General features: G+C 61.9%; 18 protein-coding genes. 7 read left to right on the forward strand and 11 right to left on the reverse strand.

What is annotated here, in order from left to right:
• Nucleotides 1–38: 38 nt before the first annotated feature.
• Nucleotides 39–1718 (reverse strand): methyl-accepting chemotaxis protein, encoded by a 1680-nt coding sequence (locus tag NEZ08_RS07505; protein WP_298105879.1) that lies wholly within the window; start codon nt 1716–1718, stop codon nt 39–41.
• 248 nt (nt 1719–1966) lie between these two features.
• Between NEZ08_RS07505 and NEZ08_RS07510 the strand changes: the two genes are divergently transcribed.
• Nucleotides 1967–2122, forward strand: a complete 156-nt coding sequence (locus NEZ08_RS07510; RefSeq protein WP_298105881.1) for a hypothetical protein — start codon at nt 1967–1969, stop codon at nt 2120–2122.
• Nucleotides 2123–2322: 200 nt separating this feature from the next.
• Here NEZ08_RS07510 and NEZ08_RS07515 read toward each other — a convergent pair whose 3' ends face one another.
• Both NEZ08_RS07515 and NEZ08_RS07520 read right to left on the reverse strand, forming a co-directional pair.
• Nucleotides 2323–3393: a hypothetical protein gene (locus NEZ08_RS07515; protein ID WP_298105883.1), complete on the reverse strand. Its 1071-nt coding sequence runs from the start codon at nt 3391–3393 to the stop codon at nt 2323–2325.
• 1062 nt (nt 3394–4455) lie between these two features.
• Entirely contained in the window at nt 4456–5232 is a 777-nt protein-coding gene (locus NEZ08_RS07520) for a gamma-glutamyl-gamma-aminobutyrate hydrolase family protein (RefSeq protein WP_298105885.1), read from the reverse strand.
• Nucleotides 5233–5450: 218 nt separating this feature from the next.
• Here NEZ08_RS07520 and NEZ08_RS07525 point away from each other — a divergent pair, with 218 nt between their 5' ends.
• Nucleotides 5451–6569 (forward strand): AI-2E family transporter, encoded by a 1119-nt coding sequence (locus NEZ08_RS07525; RefSeq protein WP_298105886.1) that lies wholly within the window; start codon nt 5451–5453, stop codon nt 6567–6569.
• A gap of 2 nt (nt 6570–6571) precedes the next feature.
• Here NEZ08_RS07525 and NEZ08_RS07530 read toward each other — a convergent pair whose 3' ends face one another.
• From NEZ08_RS07530 to NEZ08_RS07555, 6 genes are all read right to left on the reverse strand, one after another.
• Nucleotides 6572–6865 carry an antibiotic biosynthesis monooxygenase gene (locus tag NEZ08_RS07530; RefSeq protein WP_298105888.1) on the reverse strand — a complete coding sequence of 98 codons (294 nt, stop codon included), beginning with the start codon at nt 6863–6865 and terminating at the stop codon, nt 6572–6574.
• An 86-nt stretch (nt 6866–6951) separates the two neighbouring features.
• Nucleotides 6952–7188: a hypothetical protein gene (locus NEZ08_RS07535; RefSeq protein WP_298105890.1), complete on the reverse strand. Its 237-nt coding sequence runs from the start codon at nt 7186–7188 to the stop codon at nt 6952–6954.
• A 57-nt stretch (nt 7189–7245) separates the two neighbouring features.
• The gene (locus NEZ08_RS07540) at nt 7246–8463 is read right to left on the reverse strand and encodes a GGDEF domain-containing protein (RefSeq protein ID WP_298105892.1); all 1218 of its coding nucleotides are present in this window, start codon (nt 8461–8463) and stop codon (nt 7246–7248) included.
• A gap of 229 nt (nt 8464–8692) precedes the next feature.
• Complete coding sequence (gene rpsI, locus NEZ08_RS07545; protein WP_298105894.1) at nt 8693–9169, reverse strand: 30S ribosomal protein S9; 477 nt, start codon at nt 9167–9169, stop codon at nt 8693–8695.
• Between the two features lies 1 nt (nt 9170).
• Nucleotides 9171–9635, reverse strand: a complete 465-nt coding sequence (gene rplM / locus NEZ08_RS07550) for a 50S ribosomal protein L13 (protein ID WP_298105896.1) — start codon at nt 9633–9635, stop codon at nt 9171–9173.
• 146 nt (nt 9636–9781) lie between these two features.
• Nucleotides 9782–10219 (reverse strand): PaaI family thioesterase, encoded by a 438-nt coding sequence (locus NEZ08_RS07555; RefSeq protein WP_298105898.1) that lies wholly within the window; start codon nt 10217–10219, stop codon nt 9782–9784.
• An 85-nt stretch (nt 10220–10304) separates the two neighbouring features.
• Here NEZ08_RS07555 and NEZ08_RS07560 point away from each other — a divergent pair, with 85 nt between their 5' ends.
• From NEZ08_RS07560 to NEZ08_RS07575, 4 genes are all read left to right on the forward strand, one after another.
• The gene (locus tag NEZ08_RS07560; RefSeq protein ID WP_298105900.1) at nt 10305–11141 is read left to right on the forward strand and encodes an enoyl-CoA hydratase; all 837 of its coding nucleotides are present in this window, start codon (nt 10305–10307) and stop codon (nt 11139–11141) included.
• Entirely contained in the window at nt 11138–11722 is a 585-nt protein-coding gene (locus tag NEZ08_RS07565) for a CoA-binding protein (RefSeq protein ID WP_298105901.1), read from the forward strand. Before NEZ08_RS07560 ends, NEZ08_RS07565 begins: the two co-directional genes overlap by 4 nt.
• A gap of 146 nt (nt 11723–11868) precedes the next feature.
• Nucleotides 11869–13155: an O-acetylhomoserine aminocarboxypropyltransferase gene (locus tag NEZ08_RS07570; protein ID WP_298105903.1), complete on the forward strand. Its 1287-nt coding sequence runs from the start codon at nt 11869–11871 to the stop codon at nt 13153–13155.
• A 70-nt stretch (nt 13156–13225) separates the two neighbouring features.
• Complete coding sequence (locus tag NEZ08_RS07575) at nt 13226–13552, forward strand: hypothetical protein (protein WP_298105904.1); 327 nt, start codon at nt 13226–13228, stop codon at nt 13550–13552.
• On the opposite strand, the gene NEZ08_RS07580 is transcribed toward NEZ08_RS07575, so the two are convergent.
• On the reverse strand, nt 13549–14640 hold the full coding sequence (locus tag NEZ08_RS07580) for a COX15/CtaA family protein (RefSeq protein WP_298105906.1): 1092 nt from the start codon (nt 14638–14640) through the stop codon (nt 13549–13551). The two genes, NEZ08_RS07575 and NEZ08_RS07580, sit on opposite strands and share 4 nt — an antisense overlap.
• Nucleotides 14641–14734: 94 nt before the next feature.
• On the opposite strand from NEZ08_RS07580, the gene NEZ08_RS07585 reads away from it, so the two are divergent.
• Complete coding sequence (locus NEZ08_RS07585) at nt 14735–14944, forward strand: DUF2842 domain-containing protein (RefSeq protein WP_298105908.1); 210 nt, start codon at nt 14735–14737, stop codon at nt 14942–14944.
• 14 nt (nt 14945–14958) lie between these two features.
• Here the strand turns inward: NEZ08_RS07585 and NEZ08_RS07590 are convergent.
• Nucleotides 14959–15623, reverse strand: a 665-nt coding sequence (locus tag NEZ08_RS07590; protein ID WP_298105909.1) for a polysaccharide deacetylase family protein, incomplete at its 5' end; no start/stop codon positions are given.

Consider the following 15623-nt stretch of genomic DNA (forward strand, 5'->3'; position numbering starts at 1 on the left):
TGCGGCGGGCATCCGTGACCCAGCGCCCGTCATTGCAATCAGGCGGCGCGCACCGCTTCCAGGAAGCTCTCGACCTGGCTCTTCAGGCGGACGCTCTCACCGGCAACGGACTTCGCCGCCGAGAGAACCTGGTTTGAGGCAGCGCCTGTTTCGCTGGCGCCGCGCTGCACGTCGCTGATATGCGAAGAGACCTCATGCGTGCCGTGGGCGGCCTGCTGCACGTTGCGGGAAATCTCCTGTGTCGCAGCCCCCTGCTCTTCCACTGCGGCCGCAATGGCGGAGGATATTTCCGACAGTTTCTCGATCGTTCCGCCGATCTCCTTGATCGCGCCCACCGAATCCTGCGTCGCCGACTGGATATCGACGATCTGCTGGCCGATCTCGCTGGTGGCCTTCGCCGTTTGCTCCGCCAGCGCCTTGACCTCGGAGGCAACCACGGCAAAGCCGCGTCCCGCTTCGCCGGCCCGCGCCGCTTCGATAGTGGCGTTCAGGGCCAGCAGGTTGGTCTGACCTGCAATGGCGTTGATCAGCTCGACGACATCGCCGATGCGTGATGCCGCTTTCGCCAGTTGCTCGACACGGCCGTTGGTCTTGTTCGCCTCGTCGACGGCAGCCATCGCCATTCGAGCGGACTCCTGAACCTGGCGGCTGATTTCGTTGATGGACGAGCTCAATTCCTCGGTCGCCGAGGCGACCGATTGGACATTGGTCGAAGCCTCTTCCGATGCACCGGCCACCTTCGTCGCCAGATCCTGCGCATGGTCCGCGGTCGAGGAAAGCGTCGTGGCCGAGGCTTCCAGTTCAGTCGAGGACGAGGCCAGCGAACCGACCAGTTCGCCGATCAGCGTTTCGAAATCCAGCGTGGCGGAGCTTATTCGCTGCGCCCGCGCCAGGTTGACCGCCTTCTCCGCGTTGACCGCCTCGTCGGAAGCCTTCTTGGCGAGCAGCGCTTCTTTAAAAGCCTGGAGGGCCGTCGCGATGCGGCCGATTTCGGTCGCATCGCCCTGGCTCGGAATCTCGACCGACAATTCGCCGTCAACCAGCCGGCCCATGGGGTTCAGGATCGAGTTGATGCCGCGCCGAATGTCCTGCGACACGAGAACCGCTGAGCCTATCCCGAAGACCAGCGCGCCGAGCAGAATCACGCTCATCAGGTAGATCGCGCGCCAATACGTCGCCTCGGCACGTTCTCCGGCCGCTTCGGCGCCCTTGTCGTTCAACGCCACAAGTCCGGCGAGCGCCTTGTCCATCGCGCGGCCGAACGGGACCACCTTCTTCGCATTGATCTCCTTGGCGGCAGCGAGATCGCCCTTCATGGCGTGCGACCGCACCTCTTCGGAGGCCGCAATGAACTCCTCCCAGCTGCGATCCAACTGATCCACAAGTCGGCGCTCGGTGTCAGACCCGATCAGCGGCCGATAGGCCTTCGCAGCCTTTTCGAAGTCCGCCTTGCGAGCATAAAGATTCTTGTCGACGTCGGCGCGGTCCGCGTCTGCAACGATGAGATGATCGCGCAATACGGCGCGAAACCGCGCTGACTGCACCCGCATCTCGCCGATCCATCGGACGCTTGGCAGCCAATGCGCCTGAATTTCCTGAGTGGATGCGTCGATCGCGCGCATTTGGACGAAGGCAAATCCGCCTATCATGGCAATCACCAGCGACAGAAAGCCGACGATCGCGTAAAGCTTGGCGCTGATGGAAAATCTGGCAAGCACGAATGAATCCCCCAGTAACCGTCCGGATCGAAATTAAAGCTCATTGTTAACCACGTCAGTCCTAAGATTTCGCTAAGAATGTCGATCTGGATGCGCGGCGCGCGGATCTAGCGCCCGCGGCATCACGTATTTGCGGCGGTTTTTCCGAAATTCTAACGATGAAATCGAAATGGCAATGCCGGGCAATCGCCCGTAAACATTGTCGCACTACTGTCGCCCCATTCAAAAACACACCAGGGGTGGCTATTATGACCAATCTTTCCATCGCGTCCGTCGTCCGCATCGAATCCGTCAAAGATGCCGGCGATTATCCCTTCAAGATCGCCCTGTTCTGCTGCATCGGACTGCTGGCGTCGCTCTGCCTGACGACGATGGGCGTCGATCTCGGCGCAGCCTGGATTTAACCGCGGCGGCAACGATCGTCGGTAAGTTCTGCAGGGCCGCCTGATTGGCGGCCCTTTGCTTTGTGGCACGGTGCCTGACTTAGCTCCGCCGCGCTGACGGTCGCCGACAATTCCTTAAGGAAGGTGTTCGAAGTATTGAACAGCGACATATGCAAAGCGGGCGCTCATGGCGGCCGCTTTGCTCGTTCGAGGCGGCAGGTCTAAGCCGCGGCCTTCTTCCGGTTGGCGGCCAGGCGCTCATCAACCAGCGCAACCTGCGCGTCGATCGCCGGATGCCGCAATCCCTTCTGAAGCGCGATGAGCTGCACCAGCTTGTCGGCGCGCTCGATGTTCGGCGCGCCATTCTGCAGCGCGCGTGCCGCAGACGCCGGGCGCGACAGGCTCTGCGCCGCCGCCGCGTATTTTTCAAACGGGACAAGGTCGGACGGCTGGGCGCCGAGCTTCACGCAGAGGTCGAACACGAAATTATAGACCGAGCGCGATTCCTCGATGTTCGAATGCACCGCTTCCTGCGCGGTCCGCATGCCGTCCCTGGTGATGCAGCGGTAGTTGCCGGCGAGCAGCATCGCCCATTTCGCCAGCGGCACCCAGATCGAATCGTAGGCCTTCAGCTTGACCGGCAGTTCGATCTCGTCGCCCCCGACCTTGAGGCGCGCCGCATCAACGTCCTTTTCCAGGTTGCGGATGATCTGCGTGTCCTTGTCGTCTTCGAACTTCGCGCATTTGAAGTTGGTCGGCAGCGTGACCAGGAGTTCGTTCGCCTTGCCGTCCGGCGGACGGATGGCTTGGGGATCGGGACTGTTCAGCGTGATCTTGTGCGGGCTGACGGAATCCCAGACGCGCGGATCGGTATAGGCCGGCTCCAGCGCCGTGTAGTCGAGGCCTGGAATCCGCTTGATGTAGGGAAGCGGCGGCATGTTCATGATCGACATGCACGGCACGCCCGATTTTCCGACCGCATCGAGCAGCTGGCGCACGCCCTCGGATCGATACTGCGGCTCCTGCATGCAGAGCCCAACGAGGTCGTACTTCGAAGGATCGACGCCGGTCGCAGGCCCTGCCGTGACCTTGCCCGGGAGCTTGCGGGATTCCAGCAGCACGGGATCCTTGCGGCCGCGGATCGGCAGCGTCACCTTGAATCCTTCGGCGTTGATCAGATCGGCTTCGGCCGGGAGGCAGACGAGATGGATCGAGTGGCCGCCGAACAACAACTTGGATGCGAGTAGCGATCCATATGATGCGCCCATGAGGAGGATGTTGTAGGAAGGCATTTTGTTTTTCCTTTGTTTCCCTCTGCGGACCCGCTGGCAGTTCTACCGGGAGTCTTCAACGAAAACGGCTGCCTTCGGACCAGGCTTCCTGATAGCGCGCTCACAGCCGAGTTCAAGAGGCAGGCATCCTCCGAGCGGTCAAGCTCGCTTGATTGCCGCCGCGACGCACAAGAGATGACATCCGGCTGGGCCTTGCGGTGCACAAAGCCGCGCGCGGTTTTCAAACCATGAAAACGTCTTTTCAGATTCTGAAATTCCTGGCGCCGAGCATCTAAACGTCTCTTCAGACCGGCTGCATAGGATCACGGCGAGGCGCAGCATGAGGAGCCGCGCCGCGTCCCCCGCCTCGCCAACCATTCGCCGCAGACGATCCTGGGCGAATTTCCCCTTGTGCCGTCGGGCAAATCACCGCTAGCTCTTGGTGCGTCTCGCGCTCGGATCAGGAGGGGCGTTGCGCATCGTCACGAACGTGGAGCGCGGGATGCGATGGACGTGGCGACGTCACAAGACGGGTGACATCGCCGCGGACGGCGAAGCCGCGTGGTTCTGATATCTCGACGCTGATATCAAGTTGGCGGAACGATACCCGCCGGCGATGGTGGCAAAAACGCCCGATCACCAGGAAGAGCGCGGAGCAGCCGTTAAAACCATAGCGCGGGGAAAGCCGGATCGCTCCGGCCGAACCTGCGGTGCACTTACTCGTGTGCTTTTTTCTTGCACACGAGGCCTCGGGTGCGGCCTGCATCCGGCTTTCCCTGCACCCTCCGATCTTGGAGGGTGACGTGCCTGGCAAAACTCGGGCGATCTCAGCCGCGGGATCGTGGAGGCGTGGCCTTTCGCCGGCGGAGGACGGCTACGGCATGAGATGGCAGCGATGCGCCGTGAGCTTCGAAGCCAACGACACCCTTCGTCGTCATTCCGGGGCGCGAGTGAAACGAGCGAGCGCGGAATCCATCGTGCCGGACGAATGCTCGGCGAAATCGATTCCGGGCCCGAGCCTCCCGCGCAAAATAGCTTCGCTATTCTTCAACGGCGCATCACGGAAATGACGTGACGATCGAACTACGCCGCAACAGGCCTGGATTTCACGAGCGCCTTGCCGAAGGCCTCAAACAGCGCGCGGTTGATCGGGTTGCGTTGCGGGTCATATTCGGCATGCCATTGCACGCCCAGTGCAAACGACGGCGCATCCGCAATGCGGATCGCCTCGATCGTGCCGTCTTCCGCGACGCCCTCCACCACCACCCGCTCCCCGGGATCGAGGATGCCCTGACCATGCAGCGAGTTGACGCGGATGGTGTCGCAGCCGAGCAGTTCGGCAAACGCGCCGCCGGCGAGCAGCCGCACCTCGTGGCGGTCGGCGAAGATCACCTTGGGATCGGGATGGATCTCACCGTTTTCCAGCCGCGGCATGCGGTGGTTCATGCGGCCGGGCAATTCACGGATTTCCGGATGCAGCGAACCGCCGAAGGCGACATTCATTTCCTGAAGGCCGCGGCAGATGCCGAACAGCGGGATGCCGCGGGCAACACAGGCCTCCGACAGCGCCAGCGCCACCTCGTCGCGCTTGAGGTCGTAAGGCTCGTGCTTGGCATCCGGCTCGGTCTTGAAGCGCTTCGGGTGAACATTGGCGCGGGCGCCGGTCAGCACGATGCCGTCGACGCTGTCGAGAAGAGCGGGAATATCGGTGATTTCCGGACAGCCGGCGAACATCAGAGGCAGGGCGCCAGCCACCTCGGCGATGGCGCGAAGGTTGCGTACGCCGACCGCCTGCACCTCAAAGCGACTTTCGATGCGGTGGGAATTTCCAATCACACCGACAACGGGCTTCCGTCTCATACCCCTTCCATCTCGCAACCGTCCGAAACATCAATAATGCCCCTGCAACTGCGCCGGATCAATAATTTGCAGCGCCTTTCCACGGCTGCCCTGCCCTGCGGCGGGCTCATTCCTCGGGGGCCGGATCGCCATGTCCGGCGGCGGATAGCCGCGGAGCGCTTGATTGCAGGCGCATTTGACGAAAGAGTGAAGTTTCATCCTCGATAGAAGGGAAGAACGTGCCGCTGTCATCAGACGACCGCCAACAGACCCGAAAAGATCTTGCCTGGTCCATTGCTGCCGGCGGGGTCGGCATCGTCGCCTTCGCAGGCCTCCTGGCGTTCACGTGGTATTATGCGGCGACGCTACTGCTGATCTTTGCCGGCATGCTTCTGGGAGTGACGCTCAACGCGCTGACCCAGCAGCTCGGGCGCCTGATTGCGGCGCCGCATTGGCTGCGGCTCGCCACGGTCTGCCTCGTGCTGGCCGCGCTGTTGTCCGGCGCCGCTTTCCTGGGCGGCACGACCATAGCCCAGCAGGCCACCGCGCTGAGCGGCACGATCAAATCGCAGCTCGTCACGGTGAAGGCCTTTCTCGACCGCAACGGCATCGACACCAGCTACTTCGAGCTGGGCAACCCGCCGCAGGGACAGCCGGGCGCGGCGGCGCCGAGTACAAGTCAGCCGCACCTTCCGAGCGCCGGCACGATCGCCTCGAGCGGCGGCGCCATCGTGAGCCAGACCTGGAGACTGCTGCTCGGCACGCTCAATGCCGTAGGCAACTTCTTCATCGTGATCTTTCTCGGCCTGACCTTTGCCGCCCAGCCCGCTGTCTATCGAAACGGCCTGCTGTATCTGGCGCCGGCGAGACAGCGCGCCCACGCAGCCGTCATCATCGACGGCATCGGCGAGACGCTGGAGCGCTGGCTGATCGCACAGATGGTGGTGATGATGGTCGTGTTCGCCGTGACATGGCTCGGCCTTGCGGTCATCGGCATCCCCGGCTCGTTCATCCTCGGCATTCAGGCGGGCCTCCTCGCCTTCATCCCGACCGTCGGCGCGATCATCGCCGGCGTGATCGTCGTGCTGGCGAGCCTCGCGTCGGGCTGGGTCGCAGCCGGCAGCGCCTTGGTGCTGTTTCTCGGCGTTCACGCGCTGGAAAGCTACGTGCTGACCCCGATTCTCCAGCGCCAGGCGCTGGATATTCCGCCTGCCACGCTGTTTGCGTTCCAGATCCTGCTCGGCATCGTGTTCGGGATCTGGGGTATCTCGCTGGCACTGCCGCTGATGGCGGTCGTCAAGGTCCTGATCGATTACTTCAAGGCGGAAGAGCCGGCGGCAGCCAGTGCAGCAGCGTGATTTCAGCTCACCACCGTCTCGGTGTGCTCGACATCCGGCGGCGCGACGAAATACTGGCCGACGAGGCCGCGCCAGGCCTGAAAGTCTTCGGAACCGCGGAAATCCACGGTATGGTTTTCCAGCGTCGCCCATTTCACGAAGAGCCGGTAGCGCGTCGGCTTTTCCACCGATTTGTGAAGCTCCATGCCGCCGCAGCCCCTGGCGCGCTGAAACAGCGGCTTGGCCTTGACGACGGCGGCTTCAAAGTCCTTCTCGGTGCCGGGTTTGACTTCGATCTGGGCGATTTCGGTGACCATGGGTGCAGCCTCTTCTTTTGCAGCAGTCTGTCTCTAGCCGAGCCAGCAAAAAAGAAAAGGGCCGTCGCCGCCGCGCTTCTTTTCCGTCAGCGGAAAAGCAGGACCGTGCCCACCACCATCATCGCGCAGCCGACGAACATCAGGAGCGGCCAGCGGCTCCGCGGAGAACCATACCGTCCTTGCGCGCGACGCTCGATGATGAGGGCGCTTTCAAACTCTGCCGCGGTCGAGAACAGGCAGCCGAAACCGCCGCGTGCCGAGGTGGCTGCCGCTTCGAGCGAGCTGAGTGCGGCTTCCGGATTGCGGGTGCGGATCGATTCCATGGATCCGACGGTACGGAGCGGATGGTAAACAGAAGGTTACGATCTTCCCTGTTTCGCTTACGCCAGACGCGGCAATCCCGCCACCGGCCGTGCGGAGCCTGCGCTTTTGCGACGCCAGTGCTCCAGCGACAGCGGCAACTCCTCCGCCGCCTCGACGCGGTTGCGGCCGCCGCGCTTGGCCTGGTACAGCGCCGTATCGGCCGCCGCCAGCAGCACCTCGAGTTCCGTGCCGGCCGGTCCGCCCGCCACGCCGATGCTGACGGTCGTGTCGACCGGGCCCTCCTCGCAGACGATGCCGGAGGCCTCGAAGGCTTCGCGCACCCGCTCCGCCACAATCACGCCTTCCTCGAGCGGACACGGCAACAGCGCCGCAAATTCCTCCCCGCCGATGCGTCCCGACAGATCGCTGATGCGAAGATTGTTCACCACGACGGCCGAGAACAGTTTGAGGATTTCATCGCCTGCCGGATGGCCGAAACGATCGTTGATCGACTTGAAGTGATCGATATCGAAGATCAGCACCGTCACCGGCCGGCCACCATTGGCCTCGCGCTCGATCACCCGCGAACACGCTTCGGCGAAGCCGCGGCGGTTGAACATGCCGGTGAGCGGATCGCACGACGCCGCAGTCTTGTGCACGGTCACCGCGCGCTCGGACACGAGCATGAAGATCAGGAACACGCTGCCCACCGCATAAAGAACCAGCTCGACGGCGAACATCGTTACCCAGATGCTCTGACCGAAGGCGCGATCATGCGGATACAGGAGAAGGCCAAGGAGGATCGGCAACATCAGCACGAAGCCGTGCAGCACGGGGACCGCCACCGACGGCCAGCGCCGGCGCAAGGTGCGGCGGCGCTCGGTCCACAATTCGGTGGCCGTGAGCGCGGCATAAATCGCGACGATCGCCGCGCCGATGGTCATCCGCAGGGCGCCGGCCCCCGGCGGCAGGGAGGTGACGGCGGCAATCCAGGCCAAGGCGCCGAGGATCAGACCCGGGTAATTCGATTTGCGCCCATGGAACAGCCGCGCGGCGTTCCAGACCATGCCGCAGGTCAAAAAGCCCACGGCGTTCAGGCCAAGCGCGAACAGATCGCCGAATCTGGCGCTACCGAATGTCCACAAGGCGACCGAGCCTGCTCCGACGAGATAGGCGGATCCCCACCATTTCAGCGCGGCGATTTTTTCCTGAAAGCCGAAGAACAAAAGCATCATTCCCAGCAGCGCCGCGAGCATCGCGGCGACCGTGTAGAGCGTGGAAATATCGAGCGACATGGAGTCACCGGAGGTTTGTGATGCACAGTGGCAGTCTCGCGAGCCAAGCGAGACCACCGCTGACTGCCACGCTAGGCCCGCGGCGTTGGCAATCCGTTTGACTCGAAGGGCAAGTTTTCCGGAAAAACTGCGTCAACTGATTGCTAAAATGCGAAAAGAAAAAGCGCCCGCAGGCGGACGCTTTTGTATTTCGGATAAGCCGCCTTCGCGGCAAATTCTAATGAAGCAATTAGCGCTTCGAGAACTGGAAGGACCGGCGGGCTTTGGCGCGGCCGTATTTCTTGCGTTCCACCACGCGGGAGTCGCGGGTAAGAAAGCCGCCCTTCTTCAGAACGCTTCGCAGGTCCGGCTCGAAGTTCGTCAGCGCCTTGGAAAGGCCGTGGCGGACCGCACCGGCCTGGCCGGAAAGGCCGCCACCGGTCACGGTGCAGATCACGTCATACTGGCCGGCGCGGGCTGCTGCGATCAGCGGTTGTTGAATCATCATCCGCAGCACCGGGCGGGCGAAGTAGACCTCGACCTCGCGGGAGTTGACCGTCACCTTGCCGGTGCCGGGCTTGACCCAGACGCGCGCAACCGCGTCCTTGCGTTTGCCGGTGGCATAAGCGCGGCCGTATTTGTCGACTTTCTTGACGTATTTCGGCGCTTCGGGAGCGGCAGGCTTGAGCTGCGACAATTGATCGAGCGACTGCACGGTTTCAGCCATCTTATGCGGCCCTCATGTTCTTGCGATTCATCTTGGCAACGTCGAGCGTCTCCGGCTGCTGCGCTTCATGCGGATGCTCCGCGCCGGGATAAACACGCAAGTTGCCCATCTGGATACGGCCGAGGGGACCACGCGGGATCATGCGTTCGACTGCCTTCTCCACCACGCGCTCGGGGAAACGACCCTCAAGTATCTGGCGGGCGGTATGCTCCTTGACGTGACCGACGTAGCCGGTGTGCTTGTAGTAGGTCTTCTGCTCGCGCTTGCGGCCGGTCAGCACGGCTTGCGCCGCATTGATGATGATGACGTGATCGCCGCAGTCGACGTGGGGCGTATAGGTCGGTAGATGCTTGCCGCGAAGGCGCATGGCGACCAGCGAAGCGAGGCGACCGACCACCAGACCCTTGGCGTCGATCAGCACCCACTTCTTTGTCACCTCGGCGGGTTTTGCCGAAAAGGTTTTCATGTGAGGTATCCGTGAAAAGCAAAGGCGCACAACGGGTGCGCTCGACTGCGCTCGTTTTTAGAGAGGTCCGCCCGCGCCGTCAACGCCAAACGGAACAATTAATATCAGCAATATCAGATATTTAAAAATATGGTTTTATATTACCGCTAAAATTTTTCAGCAACGGGAATGGAATAGGTCGAGGTCACATGGGCGATCGCATCAGGCGATCCGGCTGAGAACAGGCCGACTTCCCCGACCGCCAAGCGTTTGCCGAGCTTGAGAATCCGCGCCTCCGCCAGCACATCCTGCCGAGGCGTGCCCTTGCGCAGGAAGTTGATGTTGAGATTGGTGGTGACCGCCAAGCCCACCGGGCCAATCGCGGACAGCAGCACGACATACATGGCGAAATCGGCCAGCGCCATCAGCGTCGGGCCCGAAATTGTCCCGCCTGGGCGCAGCATCTGCTCGCTGTAATGCTGCCTGAGCCGACAGAAGACGCCATCGGCCTGCTCAATCCGAATATCGTCGCCGCTGAAGGCTTGGGGAAATTCGGTTCGCAGGAACTCCTCGAGCTCAGGTACCGTCATTTTTGCAATCGTCATGCTACGCCCCCGCCCTCGTGTCGGGCTGTTTATTACATTAGGTTGACAAGTCAGCCTATCATCTTGCCAGCCAGCGAAGATTTCGATGACAAGCCAGAGCGCAAGCGCCCCCGTTTCACCATCGGTTTCGCAACCGCCGATCCTGCTCCGCGAGCAGGTTGGCGATGTCGCGGTATTGACCCTCAACCGGCCCGATGCCCGCAACAGCCTTTCGGAGAGATTGATCGCGGCGCTCACCACCGAATTGCGGCACATCCATGATGACCTCTCCGTGCGCGTCGTGGTGATCGCCGCGAGTGGCAAGGCATTTTCGGCCGGGCACGACATCAAGGAACTGACGGCGCGGCGCAACGACGCCGACCGGGGCCGCGCCTATTTCGCCGAGATCATGAGGGCGTGCAGCACCATGATGCAGACGATCGTCCATTTGCCGAAACCCGTGGTCGCCGCGGTTCAGGGCATCGCCACCGCCGCCGGCTGCCAGCTGGTCGCTACCTGCGATCTCGCGATTGCCTCGGAAGCTGCGACCTTTGCGACGCCCGGCGTCGATATCGGCCTGTTCTGCTCGACACCCATGGTGGCGCTCTCACGCAACATCCCGCGCAAGCAGGCGATGGAAATGCTGCTCACCGGCGAACCCATTTCCGCCGCGACCGCGCGCGACATCGGCCTGGTCAATCGCGTCGTACCCGCGGGCCACGAACGCAATGCGGCGATCGAACTGGCGCAGAAGGTCGCCGGTAAATCCGCCTATACGATCAAGATCGGCAAGACCGCCTTCTACCGTCAGGCCGAAATGAGTCTTGCCGAGGCCTATCGCTACACTGCGGAAGTCATGACGGAAAACATGATGGCGCGCGACGCCGAAGAAGGCATCGGCGCCTTCATCGATAAGCGCAAGCCGAAATGGCAGGATAAATGAACCACGACAGCTACGACGACGACTACATCCGCGGAATTCTTAACGGCGTGAAATCGATCGCGATGGTCGGCGCCTCGCCGGTCAATGTGCGGCCGAGTTACTTTGCCTTCAAATATCTCGCCCAACGGGGCTACGACATGATTCCGGTCAATCCGGGCCACGTCGGCAAGAGCCTGTTGGGAAAGCCCTTCGTCGCATCGTTGCGCGATATCGACCGCCCCGTCGATATGGTCGATATCTTCCGCAATTCCAGCAACATCATGCCGGCAGTCGACGAAGCATTGAAGATGACGCCGCTGCCGAAGGTAATCTGGATGCAGCTTGGCGCGCGCGATGATGCCGCAGCGGAGAAGGCCGAGGCTGCCGGTATGAAAGTCGTGATGAATCGCTGTCCGAAGATCGAATACGGGCGATTATCTTCGGAAATATCATGGATGGGCGTGAATTCCCGCACACTGAGCTCGAAACGCGCACCGATGCCCACGCAAGGCATGCGGTTGTCGCTGGGGCGAACCAGCCTCAGCGGCGGCGCAACTGCCGCGGCCGACCGCGCCGCGAAAAACAGAACCGATCCGAGCTGATCGCAAACGAAACAGTTCTCGCGCAGGCGGAATCGAATCTGGCAGATCATTTCAAACCGGCTTCCGACGGCATCTCCGCCTTGACGCGGAAGCCTGGCGACCTCAGCATGTAGCGAATGGCCTGAAGATTGATGCAGGAAACACCAATGACCGATCGGGATCCCGGCTTTTCCACCCTTGCCGTACATGCGGGCGCACAGCCCGACCCTACTACCGGCGCGCGCGCAACGCCGATCTATCAGACCACCTCTTACGTGTTTAATGATGCCGACCACGCCGCTTCGCTTTTCGGCCTGCAGTCGTTCGGGAACATCTACACCCGCATCGGCAATCCGACGCAGGCGGTGCTTGAAGAACGTGTCGCGGCGCTGGAAGGCGGCACGGCGGCGCTTGCCACTGCATCCGGCCATGCCGCACAGGTCGTGGTCTTCCAGATGCTGCTCAAACCGGGCGACGAATTCATCGCCGCGCGCAAGCTCTACGGCGGCTCGATCAACCAGTTTACCCACGCCTTCAAGAGTTTTGGGTGGAATGTGGCGTGGGCCGACCCAGACGATCTCGATAGCTTCGAGCGCGCAGTAACGCCGCGCACCAAGGCGATCTTCATCGAATCCATCGCCAATCCCGGCGGCACCATCACCGATATCGAAGCAATCGCCGCCGTCGCGCGAAAGGCCGGCGTTCCCCTGATCGTCGACAATACGCTGGCGACGCCTTACTTGATCCGCCCGATCGATCACGGCGCCGACATCGTCGTGCACTCGCTGACCAAGTTCCTCGGCGGCCACGGCAACTCGCTCGGCGGCATCATCGTCGATGCCGGCACCTTCGATTGGTCAAAAGACAACAAATATCCGATGCTGAGCCAGCCGCGACCGGAATATCACGGGATCAAGATCCAGGAGACTTTCGGCAACTTCGCCTTTGCAATCGCCTGCCGCGTGCTCGGGTTGCGCGACCTGGGCCCGGCGATCTCGCCATTCAATTCATTTCTCATCCTGACCGGGATCGAGACGCTGCCGCTGCGGATGCAGAAGCATTGCGAGAATGCCAAGGCGATCGCCGAATGGCTCGTCGCGCATCCGGCGGTGGCGGCCGTCAACTACGCCGGATTAAGTGGTGACAAGTACAACAACCTGGCGCGCAAATATGCCCCGAGGGGCGCCGGCGCCGTGTTCACGTTCAGTCTCAAGGGCGGCTATGACGCTGGCGTCGAACTAGTCTCGCGGTTAAAACTTTTCTCGCACCTCGCCAATATCGGCGACACCCGCTCGCTGGTCATTCATCCGGCCTCGACCACCCACAGCCAGCTCGACGATGCCGCCAAGATCAAATCGGGCGCGGCTCCGGACTTGGTGCGCCTGTCGATCGGGATCGAGGACAAGGAAGACCTGATCGCCGATCTCGATCAGGCGCTGCGGCCCGGGAGCTGAGTTCAGCCGCGTTAACACTCGCTCCGCCCAAAGGTGCTTGAATTGGCAGCGGATGATTCGGAGCGGAACCATGTTGCGCTGGATATGCCTCTTTGCCGCCGCTGCCTTTTTCATTGGTCCGGCCTCTGCCGCCGACATGCCGAATGGCTACCGCAAGGCGCCGCGTCATGGCCGGATTGTTTCCGTCGAACCGGATTCCGACCTGCTCTTCACGCCGTCGGAAGCCTTTCCTCTCGTCCACTTCCCGCCGCACACGCCGATCTTGCTGGGGTCGGCGACGCTGCCCGGCTATTACGGCTCGACCCATTCCTATGAATATCAGCCCTATTACGGCGGCGAAAATATCGACTTCCGTTATCGACTGCCCTACGCCTGTGGCGTGCTCGGCTATTGCTAGCGAATTGCGCTAACCGGTCGACCGATTACCTGCGTTGTCAACTCACGCTTAACCCGCGTCAGGCGTTCCGCCTGGGAAACGGCGAGTGTCAGCACCAGAATCGCGACGGCCTGATGGGTGAGCGCAAGATCCATCGGCGCCTGATTCAGCAGCGTGAGAATGCCGAGAACGACCTGAACGGATACAATCCCCAACAGCCACAGCGCGCCCTCCAGCACCGCCCGATCGACACGGGCGCGCGCCGCATCGATCACATGCAACACCACGAGCGCAAACAGCGTGTAAGCTACCATGCGATGCTCGAACTGCACGGTCAGCGTGTTTTCGAAAAGGTTGCGCCACCACGGCACATGAAAGAAGAGCCGCGCAGCCGACGGAATAAAGCCGCCGTCGATATCCGGCCAAGTGTTGTAGATCTTGCCGGCACGAAGGCCCGCCACCAAGGCGCCGAGATAGAGTTGCACGAAGGTCAGGGCCAGCAGGACGATGCCGGTGATTTTCAACCGTGACGGCACAATTAACGCCGTGGTCTGCCTGAGTCTCCGCAGAGTCCACACGATGCCGGCGAAAATAAGCAATGCCAGCACGAGATGCGTCGCAAGACGATATTGAGAAACCTCGACCCGCTGAGAGAGCCCGGATGCCACCATCCACCATCCGACTCCGCCCTGCAGCGCGCCGAGCGCAAAGATACCCCACAACCTCCGCTTCAGCTCCGCGCCGAGACCACCGCGCCACAGGAAATAAAGAAACGGCAGCAGATAAACCATACCGATCACCCGACCGAGCAGCCGATGGCTCCATTCCCACCAGAAGATGGTCTTGAATTCGTCAAGGGACATGCCGGCGTTCATCTGGCGGTATTGCGGAATTGCCTTGTAGCCGTCAAAGGCCTGCTTCCACTCGGCCTCATTGAGGGGCGGCAAAGCACCGGTGACCGGCTTCCACTCCACGATCGATAGGCCGGACTCCGTCAGCCGGGTCGCGCCGCCGACCAGCACCATCGCCGCAATCAGTACGGCAACCGTAAGCAGCCAGATGCGAACCGGGCGAAGATCCGCCATTTGAGAGACAGGAGCAGCAGCCATCAGCAACACACTTGATCGAAGTCTGGTGGACCTTATAGTCCGCCCCTCCGCCGCGCGCAAAGCACGCATTTGAGACCAAAACGCCCATTTCGCGATGAAAATACGCACCCGAAAACTGCTCGGAACCGTCGCCCTGCTGCTGCTCGCTGCGAGCTGGTCGCTAATGGGCATGGCGGTCGCGCAGACGCCGTGGCTCGCAAAGTCGGGCGTATTGCAGGCGATCTTCTATGTCGTGGCCGGCATGGGGTGGGTGTTACCGGCGATGCCGATCGTGAGCTGGATGTCCCGGCCGGATGCTTCCTGACAACCGTCGCACAGTCAGGGCGATGCCGCACCGGCCAGGATCACGCGCAGGGCGCGCAGCGATTGCAGCCTGCCGTCCCACCTGATCCGCGGAAGCGCGAACAGCGGCGTATGCCCTGCCGGCTCGATCACTCCTGGAACAGCCGAGACGGCACTGACGAAACCGGCTTCTTCGGCCATAGCCATGTGCTTACGCTGCCAGGATTGCCGGTCACCAAATGGATAGGCGAAGTGCCTGACCTCGCGCCGCAGCGCCGTCTGGATGACCGCTTTTCCCATGGTCATTTCTCTGAGCGCGCCGGCGTCTTTCATGTTCGACAGGACGGGATAATTAACCGTTGCGCTTCCTATCGTAACCAGCGGATCTGCCGCCAGCATAGCAAGATCGCCCCAATCGAGTGCCGCTTCGCGCGATAGCGCTGTCAAATCGACGGCGTAGCGCGTGCACAGGTCCTTGATGGACGCGGACAGATCTTCGGCTTGAAGCGAACGCATCCATTGCGACAGGAACTCGTAAAGTTGATTTTTCTCGGCTATCGCCGGGACATCGAAGTGCCTCTCCTGGCGGCCTACCACCAGGCTGATACGTCGTTCCTGCGCGATCACCTGCTCGAGCGCAAGCCACCAGGCCTCGCCTATTCCGTCGGCGAACGCCGTCGGCACATAAACGGTGAAAGGAA

The organism is Bradyrhizobium sp. (genome assembly GCF_027451485.1).
Classification (GTDB): Bacteria; Pseudomonadota; Alphaproteobacteria; order Rhizobiales; family Xanthobacteraceae; genus Bradyrhizobium.

Bases quoted from the DNA above. Each gene is read 5' to 3' on its own strand.
- NEZ08_RS07510 (WP_298105881.1), top strand. From the start codon at position 1,967: ATGACCAATCTTTCCATCGCGTCCGTCGTCCGCATCGAATCCGTCAAA.
- NEZ08_RS07515 (WP_298105883.1), bottom strand. From the start codon at position 3,393: ATGCCTTCCTACAACATCCTCCTCATGGGCGCATCATATGGATCGCTA.
- NEZ08_RS07520 (WP_298105885.1), bottom strand. From the start codon at position 5,232: ATGAGACGGAAGCCCGTTGTCGGTGTGATTGGAAATTCCCACCGCATC.
- NEZ08_RS07530 (WP_298105888.1), bottom strand. From the start codon at position 6,865: ATGGTCACCGAAATCGCCCAGATCGAAGTCAAACCCGGCACCGAGAAG.
- NEZ08_RS07535 (WP_298105890.1), bottom strand. From the start codon at position 7,188: ATGGAATCGATCCGCACCCGCAATCCGGAAGCCGCACTCAGCTCGCTC.
- NEZ08_RS07540 (WP_298105892.1), bottom strand. From the start codon at position 8,463: ATGTCGCTCGATATTTCCACGCTCTACACGGTCGCCGCGATGCTCGCG.
- rpsI (WP_298105894.1), bottom strand. From the start codon at position 9,169: ATGGCTGAAACCGTGCAGTCGCTCGATCAATTGTCGCAGCTCAAGCCT.
- rplM (WP_298105896.1), bottom strand. From the start codon at position 9,635: ATGAAAACCTTTTCGGCAAAACCCGCCGAGGTGACAAAGAAGTGGGTG.
- NEZ08_RS07555 (WP_298105898.1), bottom strand. From the start codon at position 10,219: ATGACGATTGCAAAAATGACGGTACCTGAGCTCGAGGAGTTCCTGCGA.
- NEZ08_RS07560 (WP_298105900.1), top strand. From the start codon at position 10,305: ATGACAAGCCAGAGCGCAAGCGCCCCCGTTTCACCATCGGTTTCGCAA.
- NEZ08_RS07565 (WP_298105901.1), top strand. From the start codon at position 11,138: ATGAACCACGACAGCTACGACGACGACTACATCCGCGGAATTCTTAAC.
- NEZ08_RS07570 (WP_298105903.1), top strand. From the start codon at position 11,869: ATGACCGATCGGGATCCCGGCTTTTCCACCCTTGCCGTACATGCGGGC.
- NEZ08_RS07575 (WP_298105904.1), top strand. From the start codon at position 13,226: ATGTTGCGCTGGATATGCCTCTTTGCCGCCGCTGCCTTTTTCATTGGT.
- NEZ08_RS07580 (WP_298105906.1), bottom strand. From the start codon at position 14,640: ATGGCTGCTGCTCCTGTCTCTCAAATGGCGGATCTTCGCCCGGTTCGC.
- NEZ08_RS07585 (WP_298105908.1), top strand. From the start codon at position 14,735: ATGAAAATACGCACCCGAAAACTGCTCGGAACCGTCGCCCTGCTGCTG.